General features: G+C 36.6%; 12 protein-coding genes. 4 read left to right on the top strand and 8 right to left on the bottom strand.

Annotated features, from left to right (window positions below):
- The first annotated feature begins 8 nt into the window (after positions 1–8).
- The 3 genes from C794_RS18610 (at position 9) to C794_RS20060 (ending at position 4,626) form a co-directional block, all read left to right on the top strand.
- Positions 9–1,283 (top strand): PTS ascorbate transporter subunit IIC, encoded by a 1,275-nt coding sequence (locus tag C794_RS18610; protein ID WP_017798690.1) that lies wholly within the window; start codon positions 9–11, stop codon positions 1,281–1,283.
- 15 nt (positions 1,284–1,298) lie between these two features.
- Entirely contained in the window at positions 1,299–2,039 is a 741-nt protein-coding gene (locus C794_RS18605; RefSeq protein WP_017798689.1) for an SIS domain-containing protein, read from the top strand.
- Positions 2,040–2,526: 487 nt separating this feature from the next.
- Positions 2,527–4,626, top strand: a complete 2,100-nt coding sequence (locus tag C794_RS20060; RefSeq protein ID WP_017798687.1) for a glycoside hydrolase family 31 protein — start codon at positions 2,527–2,529, stop codon at positions 4,624–4,626.
- A 70-nt stretch (positions 4,627–4,696) separates the two neighbouring features.
- On the opposite strand, the gene C794_RS18590 is transcribed toward C794_RS20060, so the two are convergent.
- From C794_RS18590 to C794_RS18565, 6 genes are read right to left on the bottom strand one after another with little or no spacing between them, the layout of a single operon-like run.
- Positions 4,697–5,515: a D-mannonate oxidoreductase gene (locus C794_RS18590; RefSeq protein WP_017798686.1), complete on the bottom strand. Its 819-nt coding sequence runs from the start codon at positions 5,513–5,515 to the stop codon at positions 4,697–4,699.
- Positions 5,496–6,545: a mannonate dehydratase gene (gene uxuA / locus C794_RS18585; protein ID WP_017798685.1), complete on the bottom strand. Its 1,050-nt coding sequence runs from the start codon at positions 6,543–6,545 to the stop codon at positions 5,496–5,498. The genes C794_RS18590 and uxuA overlap by 20 nt, the downstream gene beginning before the upstream one ends.
- Positions 6,545–7,954, bottom strand: a complete 1,410-nt coding sequence (uxaC, locus tag C794_RS18580; protein ID WP_017798684.1) for a glucuronate isomerase — start codon at positions 7,952–7,954, stop codon at positions 6,545–6,547. The genes uxuA and uxaC overlap by 1 nt, the downstream gene beginning before the upstream one ends.
- Before the next feature lie 27 nt (positions 7,955–7,981).
- Complete coding sequence (locus C794_RS18575) at positions 7,982–9,277, bottom strand: TRAP transporter large permease (protein WP_017798683.1); 1,296 nt, start codon at positions 9,275–9,277, stop codon at positions 7,982–7,984.
- Entirely contained in the window at positions 9,277–9,765 is a 489-nt protein-coding gene (locus C794_RS18570) for a TRAP transporter small permease (protein ID WP_017798682.1), read from the bottom strand. The genes C794_RS18575 and C794_RS18570 overlap by 1 nt, the downstream gene beginning before the upstream one ends.
- The gene (locus C794_RS18565; protein ID WP_017798681.1) at positions 9,758–10,765 is read right to left on the bottom strand and encodes a TRAP transporter substrate-binding protein; all 1,008 of its coding nucleotides are present in this window, start codon (positions 10,763–10,765) and stop codon (positions 9,758–9,760) included. The genes C794_RS18570 and C794_RS18565 overlap by 8 nt, the downstream gene beginning before the upstream one ends.
- 121 nt (positions 10,766–10,886) lie before the next feature.
- Between C794_RS18565 and C794_RS18560 the strand changes: the two genes are divergently transcribed.
- Positions 10,887–11,837 (top strand): LacI family DNA-binding transcriptional regulator, encoded by a 951-nt coding sequence (locus C794_RS18560; RefSeq protein WP_017798680.1) that lies wholly within the window; start codon positions 10,887–10,889, stop codon positions 11,835–11,837.
- Between the two features lie 410 nt (positions 11,838–12,247).
- Here the strand turns inward: C794_RS18560 and C794_RS18555 are convergent, their stop codons facing one another.
- The gene (locus C794_RS18555; protein WP_017798679.1) at positions 12,248–13,969 is read right to left on the bottom strand and encodes a pyruvate oxidase; all 1,722 of its coding nucleotides are present in this window, start codon (positions 13,967–13,969) and stop codon (positions 12,248–12,250) included.
- A 115-nt stretch (positions 13,970–14,084) separates the two neighbouring features.
- Positions 14,085–14,663: a TetR/AcrR family transcriptional regulator gene (locus C794_RS18550; RefSeq protein WP_017798678.1), complete on the bottom strand. Its 579-nt coding sequence runs from the start codon at positions 14,661–14,663 to the stop codon at positions 14,085–14,087.
- Positions 14,664–14,668 lie beyond the last annotated feature (5 nt).

The following is a 14,668-nucleotide window of genomic DNA, read 5'->3' as shown; positions in this document are numbered from 1 at the left end:
GATAAATGATGGAATCCGTAATGAATTTTGTAATTGAAATTATTCGTGAGCCAGCAATATTTCTAGGATTAATTGCATTAACGGGTCTATTGCTTTTGAAAAAGGATATATCCACGATTGTATCAGGTACAGCAAAAACGATAATTGGTGTAGTGATTTTAACACAGGGTACAAATATATTAGTAAGTTCGATTGAGCCGCTAACAGCGGGATTTAACCTTATGTATGATATTCAGGAAACCGAAGTTAATCCAGCACTTGGCTCCGATCAAGTGCTAAGTCAATATGGTACACAAATTGGAATTGCGATGCTCGCTGCTTTTGCGATTAATTTATTGGTAGCTCGTTTTACGAAGATTAAGCACGTATTTTTAACGGGACACATGCTATTCTGGTTTCCATTTATATTCGTGGCTGTGGGAGTAGAAAATGATTTAAGCAATGTCCAACTAATTATTTTTGCATCGATTATGACGGCATTATATATCATTATTGCGCCAGCATTATTACGTCCATTTGTACGAAAGGTAACCGGATCGGACGACTTTATTATTGGACACCCAACCACAATTCTAAGCTTAATTGCTGGAGGAGTTGGAAAGCTATTCGGTACGAAAGGTAGATCTTCTGAGGATATTAAATTTCCTAAATCCACGGAGTTCTTACGTGAAATTAGTATCACTTCTTCGATTACGATGTTTTTTGTTTATCTTGTTGTAAGCATCATTATCGGTTTTGATACAGCTACAGAAGCATTTGCTGCGGAACAAAATCTATTTATTTATAGCTTAATGCAAGGGGTATTATTCGGTGCAGGCTTAACGATTCTATTACTTGGTGTACGCATGATGCTTGCGGAAATTATTCCAGCATTTCAAGGAATCTCACAGAAGTGGATTCCGAATGCAGTACCTGCTTTAGATGCGCCTATTTTATTCCCATATGCACCAAATGCAGTATTAATCGGTTTTATTGTATCAATGATTACATCGGTAGCAACAATATTTATTACAGGAAGTCTAGGGATCTTTAGCTTTGTTATCGTCCCCCTTACGATTACGTGTTTCTTTGAAATTGGAACCGCAGCCATAATTGGTAATGGAACCGGCGGGTTAAAGGGAGCTATTGCCGGATCTGCTGTTGCCGGGGTTGTGATGATTCTTCTTGTAGGATTATCGGTGCCGATTCTTAATGGAACAATTGCCGATTGGATTGTTATTTTTGGAGGAAATGACTTTTCTCTATGGGCGTTTATGACAGATTGGATCGCAAAGTTATTCTAATAGGATGGTGAGCGCATGACATATATGAAAGAGTACTATACAAAGATTATCGATTCAATGAATGACATTTTAGAAAAAGAAGACACAGAGATTGCACAAGCAGCAAAAAGCATGGCTGCAGCTGTGATGAATGGAAACTCCATTTATTTATTTGGAGCATCGCATGCGGGAATTATTGCTGAAGATGCATTTTATCGGGCAGGAGGATTTGCATTATTCAATCCGATTTTCAGTCCTAGCTTGATGCTGAATGTAGAGCCTATTACACAGACAAGTAAATTAGAACGTCTAGAAGGTTACGGAGATATTTTACTTGATTCCAAACCAGTGAAAAAAGGAGATGTCCTTTTTATCCACTCCGTTTCTGGGAGGAATGCCGTAGCGATTGATATGGCATTAGCCGCGAAAGAAAAAGGGATGGAAGTCATCTGCTTAACGAATCTAGATTATTCTAAGCAAGTTACCTCTCGTCACTCTTCAGGATATCGATTGTTTGAGGTAAGTAATATTGTTATCGATAATGGTGGAGAACCAGGAGATGCAGTCGTATCGATTGATTCGCTCACGCAGAAAGTAGCGCCGATTTCCACAATTGTAGGCAGTTATACAATCCATTCGATTGTGCTAAAGATGATAGAAATATTTGAAGAAGCGGGAAAAGACATTCCTATATTCAGAAGTGCAAACATTGATGGCGGAGACGACTATAATAATCAGTTATTTGAACATTACAAAGAACAAATTCATTATATGTGATGGAAAAAGTCAGGGCTGATAAGCGCTGGCTTTTTTGTATATTCAAGAATATAACAATAATATTTTGGATGTGAGTATATTTGTTTAGATGTTCATCTCTAACCGCCAATAAGATTAATTATTAAGAAATAGATAGACTTAAGAGTTCTAAAACGGCAATGAGATAAATTGGATGTGTATTGAACAATTACAAATGATTGCTAGAATGGGAGTATCATGATTTTGGTGGTGAAAGTATGGTGAAAACTCTAGTAATAACTAAAAAAGGGGCGTATCGTTTAGCATTTGGTATTTTTGCAGGGGTGTTTGTAGTAGGCGTGATTAATAAAGTTATATCAATATGGTTTTAAATTTAGTGTTAAAAGCAGGAAATAAATACGATATTGTGTTTATTTTTTAGTATTACAAAAATTTCACCAAGTAGCTTTATTTTTTTAATAAAGTGTGGCATATTTGTAATAACAACGTTGTTATTGGAGTGAACAAAATGAATGAATTTCAAGTTATATCACATAAGTCCAATCAAGTTACTTTAACAAATCAATCGCATTCTATGTACGGTCACATTCGTATTTTAGAACCTTCGATTATGAACGTGAAATTGAGTGAAAAAGAAGAGATTGAACTCCCGACATGGACGGTTACACCAGGTGATACTGACCTTCCTTATCAAGGATTATCACGTCAATTTATGAAACCGTTCTCTTGTCCTAACTATGATTTTATTAATAATGAGAACACCATCGAAATAACAACATCGAAGCTAAAATTGATTATAGAGAAAAAAGGATTTTATCTGACGTGGTATCAACTAGAAGCAAACGGAGAGTTTGAAGAGGTACTCACTGATCGTCAAACACAAAGCTATAAACACCAGATAAGCTCGAATCACCCAACTTGTCATTATCTCCAACGTGATGAAGCAGAAATGTATTTCGGATTAGGAGAAAAAACGGGTAAAGTTAATAAGCACGGACGACGATTTAGAATGATGAATATTGATGCAATGGGGTATAATGCTGAAACAACGGATCCTCTATATAAGCATATTCCTTTCTATATCACGTATAAGCCAGACATCGAGCAATCGATTGGAATATTTTATGATGATTATCAAGATTCAGCATTTGATTTTGGACAGGAATTAGATAATTATCATGGAGCATATAGATATTATGAAACAAAAAGTGATTTCTTAGATTATTATGTGATTGGAGGTCCTAAAATAAAGGATGTAACAAAACAATTTAGTTGGTTAACAGGTAGACCAACTAAAATGCCTCAATGGGGTATTTCCTATTCTGGGTCAACAATGCAATATACGGATCTACCTAACTCACAAAAGTTACTAGAAGATTTTCTTAACCAATGTAATCAACATGATATAGCGGTACGATCTTTCCACCTTTCATCAGGATATACTTCTATTAAGGATAAACGTTATGTGTTTAACTGGAATTATGATAAGTTTCCAAATCCAAAAGAATTTGGTAAAAGTTTCGTAGATCAAGGCGTACAAATTGTCGCAAATATTAAGCCTTCATTAATGGTAAACCACCCATTATTAGAAGAAGTAATGGAATTTAATGGATTTATTAATGATGAGGCAGGAGAACCATTATTGGTTCAGTTTTGGGATGATCAAGGATATTATCTTGATTTCACAAATCCTCAAACGATTACATGGTGGAAAGAGCAGATCAAGACGAAATTATTAGAGAATCATATAAATTGTACCTGGAATGACAATAATGAATTCGAAATTTGGGATAGTAATGCGCAAGTACATGGCTTCGGTAATGGAGGAAATTTCAATGACTATAAATCTATTATGCCATTATTAATGATGAAGGCATCTAGAGAGATTCAAATGGATTATCACCAAGAAAGATTTCCATATGTTATAAGTCGTTCTGGTTGTGCAGGTATGAGTAAGTATGTGCAAACGTGGACAGGTGATAACAGAACAAGTTGGCATACGCTCAAATTTAACAATCAAATGGCGATCGGACTAAGCTTATCCGGAGTGTATAATTTTGGACATGATATTGGTGGTTTCTCTGGAGATAAGCCAGATCCAGAATTATTTTTACGTTGGGTACAATGTGGCGCCTTTTATCCGAGATTTTCCATCCACTCATGGAATGAAGATGGATCTGTCAATGAAGCTTGGATGCATCCGGAAGTGCTAGAAGAAGTTAAGGGTGCCATGCATTTACATGAGCGGTTTGTTCCATATATTCAATATCTTGTGGGACAGGCACATGAAGCATATGAGCCAATTATTCGTCCTACCTTCTATGAATTCGAACATGATGAACATACATTTCGAGATGGTGATGATTTCTTGCTTGGTGATAGATTATTAGTTTGTCCGATTATAGAACAAGGCCAAACGAAGAGAGAGGTATATTTACCAAATAACGAAGAAGGATGGATTAACTTCCATAATCGTAAAGAATACGAAGGCGGAAGGACAATAACTGTAGATGTTGCATTGGACCATATTCCTTTGTTTGTGAAAAAAGGAACTTCTATCCCAATGTATGACGATGATCTGAAAGTAGTCCAAGATAAACGATTTTAATAGATAGAGTAAAAGCCGAACTATTCTCGGGGAAGTATTCCCGTTTTAGCTCGGCTTTCCTTATTTACGATTAAACTCCGGAGTAGGAAGAGAATCCTCCATCGACAGGAATGACGACTCCCGTCACAAATTTACTTGCCTCATAATCCAATAACCAAAATAGCGTTCCAATTAAGTCTTCTGGGTCCCCAAAGCGATTCATCGGTGTTTGCCCAAGTATTTTATTCGCTCTGTTTGAATAGGAACCATCTTGATTTCGGAGCAACGCCTTATTTTGCGATGTTTCAAAAAAACCAGGTGCTATGGCGTTTACTCGTACTTTCCCTTCGAAGTACGTACTGAGCCATTGTGTAAAATTACTAATTGCTGCTTTGGCTCCACTATATGCAGGAATTTTTGTGAGTGGCTGAAATGCATTCATGGAAGAGATATTAATAATTGTATTCCCTTCACCTTCCGTTAAATCTTGGCCAAACACTTGGATGGGAAGAAAGCTACCAGTATAGTTGAGTCGAAATACACTTTCTACACCTTCTTCACTAAGTCCGAATAAGTTTTTCTCTGTATTTGGATTATAATGTTCATCATCGGTCGTTGCATCAGGATGATTTCCTCCTGCGCAATTAATGAGTGCATGGATGTTACCAAACCGTTCATTAAAGTGTTGTTTAGCATGAATAAGAGATGCTTTATCCAGTACATCAGCCACTAGAGCAATGCTTTTTTCAGGATGATCAGTTTCTTCAATTACTTTCTGTAGCTTCCCTTCGTTGCGACCAAGTAATCCAACGTTCGCTCCTGCGCTGACTAAAGCTTTTACAAACGTACTACCAATTACCCCACTTGCACCAGTAACAATAACATTAAGATTATGAAATTGTTGAGTCATTTGTCTCCACTCCTTCAATAAGACCGTTAATGTATGTTGCACCTAGTGCACGGTCAAATAATCCGTAGCCAGCTTTTCCAGTCTCTCCCCAAATCATTCTCCCGTGATCTGGACGAATCGTCCCTTTATAATCAATGGCTTTTAATGCACGAACCACTTCTTTCATATTTACCGATCCATATTTCGATAGATGACCGCTCTCAACAAAAGAATGATTATCCAGTCGTTTTATGTTTCGCATATGCACAAAGTGGATGTGATCGCCAAACTCCTTGATGATTTCCGGGAGATCATTTTCTTCTAGGCATCCTAAGGAACCCGTACAAAAACAAATACCATTATTTTTGGAGGAGTTAATTGAGATTAGGCGTTGATAGCTTTCTTTTGTTTTAATAATTCTCGGTATTCCAAAGATGGACCATGGTGGATCATCTGGATGAATCGTAAGGTCAATATCGTGTTCAATAGCTACAGGTAAAACTTCATTTAGGAAGTATTCTAGATTTCTCCATAGGTCCTCTTCGTCAATTTGACGATATTTCTCGATTAAGGCAGCCATTTCCTCTTTCGTGTAACTCTCATCCCAACCCGGAAGATTAAGGTTTGTGGTTACAGGGTCGATGTCTTTTACAAAATCATTATCATACATCAGCGTTTTTGAACCATCTTCTAATTCATAATCCAAGTTGGATCGAGTCCAATCAAATACAGGCATAAAGTTATAACAAACTGTTTTGATGCCGGAATTACCAAGGTTTCTTAACGATTCTTTATAATTTTCTATTAAACTATCTCGATTAGCCTCACCTAGTTTAATAGACTCATGAACTGGAAGACTCTCAATAACGGATAATGTAAGTCCTTCTTGTTCAATGGATGACTTTAATGAATTAATTTTATCCTTCGTCCAAACTTCACCAACTGGAACATCGTAAATTGCGGATACAATATTTTTCATGTCAGGTATCTGTTTAATCTGTTTTAAAGTAACTGGGTCAGTATTTCCATACCATCGAAAAGATAATTGCATTATTTTACCTCCTTCATATTTTCAATACGGAATAATCGTGTAGCGTTATTAAAGCAGATATCTTTTAGAATATCGGTTAATAATTCCACATCATCTTCAATTTCTCCCTTTTCTACTAAATCTCCTACTAACTGGCATAAGATTCTTCGGAAATACTCGTGTCGAGAGTATGATAATAAACTTCTTGAGTCGGTTAACATTCCGACAAACTCAGATAATAAGCCTACATTAGCGTAGTCGATTAGATGTTGAATCATTCCATCTTTTGTGTCGTTATACCACCATGCAGCACCTAATTGGACTTTAGCTTCCTTGGAAGTAAAGTTTCCTGCGGTAGCCTGAACCATCAGATGATCATTTGCATTGTGAGGATAAATAATCGTATCCGGAAGTACATGATGGCTATTTAAGTGATCTAGAAAAAGGTTTAGATCTCTAGCACTTAAAGGGTCTCCAATACTGTCAAATCCAGCATCTTTTCCAATAGCTTGATGTTGAATAGAGTTATTATTTCGTAATGGGCCAAGATGTAATTGCATCACCCATCCATAATGTTTATACGACTTTGCTAATGTTGTTAGCAAATAGCCTGATAGTTGTCTTAATATATAAGGATCTAATGAAGCGCCGTCCTTTAATTGTTGGAAATAGGCTTGTACATCTTCTTTTTCTAATCCTGTTAGTACTACTTCGGAAAAACTTTGGTCAGCGCTTCTTGCTCCGTGTTGATGAAAATATCGTACTCGTTCTCCTAGCGCTTCAATGTAATCATCAAACGAGTGAATATCAGCAGCGGTTGCTTCTTCTAAACGATGGATAGCTTGATGAATCGTATCGTGATTAAGGTTAATATAATAGTCTGGTCTAAATGTTGGTCTTATTTCAATATCAAATGATGTATCTTCTGCTAATCGTTGGTGATATACTAAGTCATCACACGGATCATCGGTCGTACATACGACTTTTACATTACTTTTTTTCAAAAGATTACGTGGCTTGTGGGACTCTTTTTGTAATTGTGCATTTAAATCATTATATAGCTGTAGTGTTTCAGTATGCTGAACAGCTTTGTAATGGTCAAAATATCTCGCTAGTTCGATATAACACCAATGATACATTGGGTTCATTATGGTTTTTGGTAGCATCTCTATAAATGCTTTAAATTTGTCAAAGTCGTTTTCGTTACCAGTAATAAGAGATTCATCTATTCCATTCACGCGCATCAATCGCCATTTATAATGGTCGTGCCTTAACCATAGCTGTGTTATTGTCTCGAAGTTTTTATTTTCATAGATTTCCTTTGGACTAAGATGGCAATGGAAATCGTAAATGGGAACCTCTTTAATAGAGTCATAAAGTTGTTTTGATTTTTGATTTGTTAGTAAAAAGTCGTTGTTGATTAAAACCATATAAACATTCCTCCATCAATCATTACTTTATAGTCCAAATAAATTTGGTAAAAATAGTGATATCTGTGGGATAAAAGTGATCACCAATAACATAATGATAAGCGCTATGAAATAAGGTACAAGGGTACGAATCACGCTCTCAATTTTTACATTGGCTACACTAGCTCCTACAAATAATGCACTCCCTACTGGCGGAGTTATATTTCCGATACATAGGTTAAATGCAATGACAATTCCGAAATGAACAGGGTCTAACCCTACAGAAGTCGCAATTGGTAAAAATATCGGTGTAAATATTAATACTGCCGGTGTAATATCCATAAATGTACCGATTACGAGTAAAATAATATTCATAAGCAGTAATAAAAGAATTGGATTTTCTGTTAATGACAGAATTCCATTCGATATCGCTTCTGGTAATCCTGTATAGCTCATTACTAAAGAGAATAGAGCAGAAGCGGTAATTAAAAGTAATATCATCCCAGTGATTTCAACAGTTTCTTTTAATATATTCGGAATGTCTTTTAATTTAAAGCTTTTATAGATTAAAGAAAGTATTAATGCATATAATACTGCAATTGCAGCACCTTCAGTTGCGGTAAATACCCCTGCAACAATACCTCCAATAACGATGATAACTAAAAATAAACTAGGAATAGCATCAAGAATTAGAAATAAGCGATCTTTCCAGCCTATTTTCTCTGATACTGAATAACCTTCTTTTTTTGCCAGTATATAGGCAACAATCATACAAGTAGTTCCCCATAATATCCCGGGAATATAACCAGCCATAAATAAGGCTGCAATCGATGTCCCACCACTTACTAGGGAGTAGACAATAAGCATGGAACTCGGGGGAATTAATAACCCGGCTGGTGCTGATGCGATATTGGCAGCAGCGGAATATTCTTTTCGATAACCCTGTTTTTGTTGTAAGGGAGTCATAATTCTTCCCATTGCTGCGGCTGCGGCTACACTAGAACCCGAAATAGATCCAAATAACATATTTCCAACAATATTCGTATGAGCAAGTGATCCAGGCATTCTCCCCACTAATACTTTTGCAAAATTAACTAATCGAAAAGCAATCCCGCCATTATTCATTAATATACCTGCTAATACAAATAAAGGAATTGCTAACATGGTAAAGTTATCAATACCTGTGACCATGCGTTGTGCAGCAGTAATAATGGTTACATCAAACGGTAAAATTAATAGCAATGTTAGGATAGAGCTAATAATAATAGATATCGCAATCGGAATGCTGAAAAATAGCAAAATGAAAAAAGATAGAAATAATACTATTCCTGCAATGATAGTCATTATGCATCACTCCCTTTCTCTGTGATGGATAACTTCACTGTTGTGAAATTATATAGTGCATAAAAAGTAATAAATAAACCAGAAATAGGAAGTGCGCCGTACATAAATGCCATTGATATCCCAGTAGATGGCGCTACCTGTGTTAAGGTAAGGTTTACTACTTGAATACCACCCCAGATCATAAGTACAAGAGCGATCAGAAGTAAGATAATGTTAGATATTCGTAGAATCATTATCTGTCCTTTGATAGAAAGCTTGTCTCGAAAGAAAACAATAGCAATGTGCTTTTGCTGACCGAATACATAGGCAGCACTTGTTAGAGAGAACCATATGAGCAACATTCGGATAATTTCTTCACTTACGGTACTAGGTGTACTTAAAATATATCTGGCAACAACTTGCCAAATAGATAAAATGGACATCACACTAATTAAGATTCCAGTGATAATGAGAAGGGTCTTATCAATAATTTTTTTTGCATTATTCATCTTGCCCCTCCTCCATAATCAGGTTATATTGTTCCCTTGTTGCTTTATTCTTTTGAAATGATTCTTGCAAGGGTTTTACGGATTCCATAAATGAACTCTTATCCACTTCATAAAACGTAACTCCCATCTCTTCCTCCGCAATTTCTTTCGATTCTTTCATTTTTTGATCCCAACGTGGCTCGTGTAATGCAGTAGACTCTTCCGCAGCCTCTTTAATCCATGTTTGTTCTTCTTCTGACAATTCGTTATAGGTATCGACATTCATAATTAAGATATCAGGTACCATAGCATGTTCTGTGTAAAAGTAATGTTTCGCAACTTCTCCATGCTTATTGTCTGTGAGAGCGGATTCATTATTTTCAGCTGCATCAATAATTCCGGACTGTAAAGCCGTGTACACTTCACCGAAAGACATTGGAGTTGGTGTTCCTCCCAATGACTCAATAAGCTGTACACTCGTTTTGCTTGGCTGCACACGTGTCTTTAATCCATGCATGTCGTCATTTGTTTTGATAATACGATCCTTGGTGTACATATTACGAACTCCAGCATCATAATAAGTAATGCCGATAAAACCGTTATCTGCGGTTGTATTGTAAAATGCTTCTTGAATTACAGGTTTTTTCATGATCTCACGATATTTTTCTTGGGATTCAAATAGATAAGGCATACTAAACAAAGAATAGGACTCTGAGAAACCTTCTAATGCACTCGCAGAGACTTTTGTAAATTGTACTGCATTGGTTTGCGTCATTTCGATTACTTCTCGCTCACTACCGAGCTGCCCATTCGCATATATCTTAAGTTCTAACTTGCCATTTGATTTTTCTTCTAACAATTCTTTAAAGTCAACCAATGATTCATGAATTGGATGAGTTGTAGGCTGGTTATGACCTAAAACCATTTCTTTGGGCTGAGCAGCACTACTAGAATTACTAGACGAAGTGCACCCTACCAACAAAGTTAAAACGCTTACAAACAACAATAAAAAAATACGCATGTTTAGCCTCCTTGCTGAATAACAACGTTGTTATTTTTGGTTGGAAATATTCATAACAATTAATTATTATGATATAATTATCTAGCAGATAAATCAATAGATAATTTTAAGGAGTTTAAAAATGGCCGTAACATTAAAGGATATAGCGATAGAATGTGGAGTGAGCTATTCTACGGTGAGTAAGGCTCTCAAAGACTCCCCACTTGTGACTGAAGCAACGAAAAGAAAGATTAAAGAAAAAGCAGAAGAAATGAATTATATTCCAAATAATTCTGCAAGATCTTTAGTCTCCAATAAAAGTAATACCATTGGTTTAATATGGCCAGCAGTAGATAGAGTAGCCGTTACCACACTGGCTTCACAAATAAATGAGGCAGTAAAAAAAGCGGGTTATTTTATGGTGGTATCTATCGATGATCCAATAACTGCTGCTGGGAAATTTTTGGAATTGCGATTTGATGGAGTGATCGTTTTTGATGAAGGGGAAGAAACGAGGCTGCCTGCTAAAATAACAAATAATATTCCTGTAGTTGCGTACGGTGTAGAACGAGAATTAGATTATCCAATCATTAATGTTAATCACGATAAATCTATGCAACTAGCGGTAGATACCCTAATGGATAAAGGGCATAGTGAAATAGATTATATCGGTGACCTCGAAACGAAGGATATCCGACAGATTATAAAGAAAGAAACATTTATTCATTATTGTGAAGAAAAGAAAGTCAACTATCGACTAATCGATTCAGAAGGGTTGTCCGAAGAGGTAACAAGTAACTCGTTAAGAAAATTTCTCGCGAATAATACGCTTAAAAGAGGAATTGTATGTGGTAGTTATGATATTACAATGGGTTTACTACACCATATTGATAAACAAGCGGAAAAGCCGATGATTGTTTCCTACGATAATATTAAAAAATTTGATGCTATTGATACGCCAGTATATACAGTTGGAGTACCTTCTGAAAAAATCGCAGAGAGTTTAGTCCAAATGCTTATTAAACATATAGAAGCAGAGGACATCGAAGAAGAACAAATTATTCAATTATATCCGGAGGTTACTTATCCCTAGGATTAGAGGTTTTGAGTAGCTTACATAAAAAAGATGATGTTTTGGTGGAATAAAGAAAAGTTTAAGTAGAGAATCAAGGATGTTTTAGTAAAAAGACCGGTTCTAAAACCCAAAGTGAGTTTAGAAACCGGGAAAAGTGGTGAAAAGAATGGTTCTAAAATCCAAAAAAGCTTGAGAACCGCGAAAAAATAGTCAATAGAGCGCTTCTAAAAACCAGAATAGCAGAGGATAGCAGACATTTTAGTCAATAGAGTAGTTCTAATCACCAATATAGGCGAAAGTTGAGGTAGTTTTAGTCAATAGTGCCGTTCTAAAAAACCAGAATGGTAGAAAAAATAATCCGTTTTGGTTAATAGATTATAAACAACAAAAAAGAAGCAAACTGACTGCCAGTTTGCTTCTATGCTATATTATATCCGTTTCAATCCTTTTCGAATTGGCGGAACTTCTAATTTTCCTTTTTCAAATAGCTTTTTTATTGTTTGTTTGGAGTAGCTGGTCACTTGTTCGTACGAAAGCTTTCCTGGGATTGGCGGTTCATCTTCAATACATACATCTACAATAACGGGCTTATTGAAGGATGCTGCTGCTCGTATAGAAGGGCCAAGGTCCTCGAATTTCTCTACACGATAACCTTTTCCGCCGCAGTTTTCTGCAAATTGGGCGAAGTTAAAGCTCTCGAGATTGGTTTTATAATCAAGGTTTCCTTTTGCTTCTTGTTCGTATTTAATCATGCCGATGCGTTCGTTATTGAAGATAATCACTGTCATCGGTAAATTGTATTTAATCGCAGTGAGGAAGTCTTGCATATTCATGGAGAATCCCCCATCGCCACATAATGCAATTGCCTGGCGTTCGGGGTATGCCATTTTACTTGCAATAGCCCCTGGTAATCCGCATCCCATAGTGGCAAGCCAACTGGATGTAAGGAATTTCTGTGTTGTTTTCATACGAAAGTGTCTGGCAGCCCAAACTGTCACATTACCTACGTCTACAGATAGTACAGCGTCATCTTCTGCGATTTTTTGTACTTCAGCAATGATTTGTTGTGGTTTAATCGGTGTAGACGTTTGTTGTTCATCTTCTTCCATCTCTTTCCACCATTTCGCCATTTTCTCTTGACTATTTTCTAAGAAATCACGATTTTCCGAGCGTGTAATTCGTTCGTTTAACCAGGTTAATGCTTTTTGTGCGTCGCCAGCAATACCGACGTTTACGGGATATCTTTTTCCGATTTGTAGCGGGTCATTGTCAATCTGGATGCATGTTACTCCCTCTGGTAAAAACTCTACATATGGGTAAGACGTTCCGATGAGAATAAGCAAGTCGGTATCGTCCATTGCTTCATATGCTGGCTTGGTTCCAATCATCCCGAGGTTGCCTAAGCAGTTCGGATGATTATCGTCTATTACGCCTTTTGCTGGTAGGGAAACAACAACTGGGGCAGCAATCTTATCAGAAAACTGTTCAAGTTCTTGCTTCGCCCCTTTTGTACCAGTTCCAGCTAAAATAATTGGCTTCTTTGCTTTGGAAATGAGTTCTAGTGCTTTTTCCATTTCCGTGGAGCTTGGTACTTGTTCGGATTCTTCGTATATCGCTGCGTTCTTTTGTACTTGTTTCTTGATTTTTGCAGCTGGAATATCATCTGGTATGGTTAAAACGGCTGGTCCCTTTTCTGCATAGGCAGTGCGGACGGCTTGATTTACAAGTGCTGGCAATTGTTCTTCTGACACCACTTGTTCGTTATATACTGCGACATCATTAAACATTTGTTGCATATTGATTTCTTGGAATGTGTCCGTTCCGATCTGGTCAGTTGGCACTTGTCCTGCAAGTACTAATACTGGTGCGCTATCCTCTTTTGCATCGTAAAGTCCGTTAAGTAAGTGAATCGCACCAGGTCCTGCGATTGATAGACATACGCCAATCTTTCCAGTGAGTTTAGCGTAAGAAGCAGCTGCAAGTGCTCCAGCCTCTTCGTGGCGTACTTGGATAAATTTCATTTTATCTTTTTCTTTACGTAACTCTTCCATCAGTTGGTTAATCGAATCTCCTGGCATCCCATAAATATGGTCGACACCCCATTCGGATAATAAATCTACTAGTACTTTTCCTGCACGATCTTCAAACATATACATGGCTCCTTTATAGGTTGCTTGTTTGTTTTGTATTAATCGTTATTCCACAAAACGACGGATATCAAACTATTATTAAGAAAAGAGCGTTAGTATGCTTTGCAGGTGGAGGTTAACTATCGAACGTCTCATCCTTTACCAATTGCTTCATAGAGAAACTTGCATATTCAAAATATTCCTCAGGGGACTGATCGCTATTTTGTTTCCAGTCAATCGAAGCTGCATAAATCATCCAACTCAACATGGTCGATAGCATTCTTAATTTTTCTTTACTTATATCTGGATACTTTTTTAATAGGGACTGAGAGATAATCGTTTCAAGCTCTTTTTTTAACAGAGATTCAATATTCATGGTCATATCGTCATAGCTTCGTTTACAGCGATCAGATAAATTAGCATGATAGTTTGTTATTGATAAAAACGCGCTTCGCAGCATTTGTTCATTGAAATCTGTATTGTTCGAAAGTTCTTGTAGAACACTTTTCACTAAATTTTCTCGTGTTACGGTTTCAAGTAAATCATATTTATCATAAAAATGGTGATAAAAGGTAGCTCGATTAATCATGGCTCCTGTTGTGATATCACTTATTTTTATACTTTTGAAATCCTTTTTTTCTAAAAGGTCGATAAAGGAATCAATAATAAATTTTCTTGTGCGAATTAAACGCAGGTCTTTGTTCTCCTTAACCATAGAGT

Source organism: Oceanobacillus kimchii X50, assembly GCF_000340475.1.
Lineage (GTDB): Bacteria > Bacillota > Bacilli > Bacillales > Amphibacillaceae > Oceanobacillus > Oceanobacillus kimchii.
The sequence above is the reverse complement of the archived record's forward strand: the minus strand, read 5'-3'. Positions and strand labels throughout refer to the sequence as shown.

Coding starts and splice junctions, on each gene's coding strand:
- C794_RS18610 (WP_017798690.1), top strand. CDS start 9: ATGGAATCCGTAATGAATTTTGTAATTGAAATTATTCGTGAGCCAGCA.
- C794_RS18605 (WP_017798689.1), top strand. CDS start 1,299: ATGACATATATGAAAGAGTACTATACAAAGATTATCGATTCAATGAAT.
- C794_RS20060 (WP_017798687.1), top strand. CDS start 2,527: ATGAATGAATTTCAAGTTATATCACATAAGTCCAATCAAGTTACTTTA.
- C794_RS18590 (WP_017798686.1), bottom strand. CDS start 5,515: ATGACTCAACAATTTCATAATCTTAATGTTATTGTTACTGGTGCAAGT.
- uxuA (WP_017798685.1), bottom strand. CDS start 6,545: ATGCAATTATCTTTTCGATGGTATGGAAATACTGACCCAGTTACTTTA.
- uxaC (WP_017798684.1), bottom strand. CDS start 7,954: ATGGTTTTAATCAACAACGACTTTTTACTAACAAATCAAAAATCAAAA.
- C794_RS18575 (WP_017798683.1), bottom strand. CDS start 9,277: ATGACTATCATTGCAGGAATAGTATTATTTCTATCTTTTTTCATTTTG.
- C794_RS18570 (WP_017798682.1), bottom strand. CDS start 9,765: ATGAATAATGCAAAAAAAATTATTGATAAGACCCTTCTCATTATCACT.
- C794_RS18565 (WP_017798681.1), bottom strand. CDS start 10,765: ATGCGTATTTTTTTATTGTTGTTTGTAAGCGTTTTAACTTTGTTGGTA.
- C794_RS18560 (WP_017798680.1), top strand. CDS start 10,887: ATGGCCGTAACATTAAAGGATATAGCGATAGAATGTGGAGTGAGCTAT.
- C794_RS18555 (WP_017798679.1), bottom strand. CDS start 13,969: ATGTTTGAAGATCGTGCAGGAAAAGTACTAGTAGATTTATTATCCGAA.
- C794_RS18550 (WP_017798678.1), bottom strand. CDS start 14,663: ATGGTTAAGGAGAACAAAGACCTGCGTTTAATTCGCACAAGAAAATTT.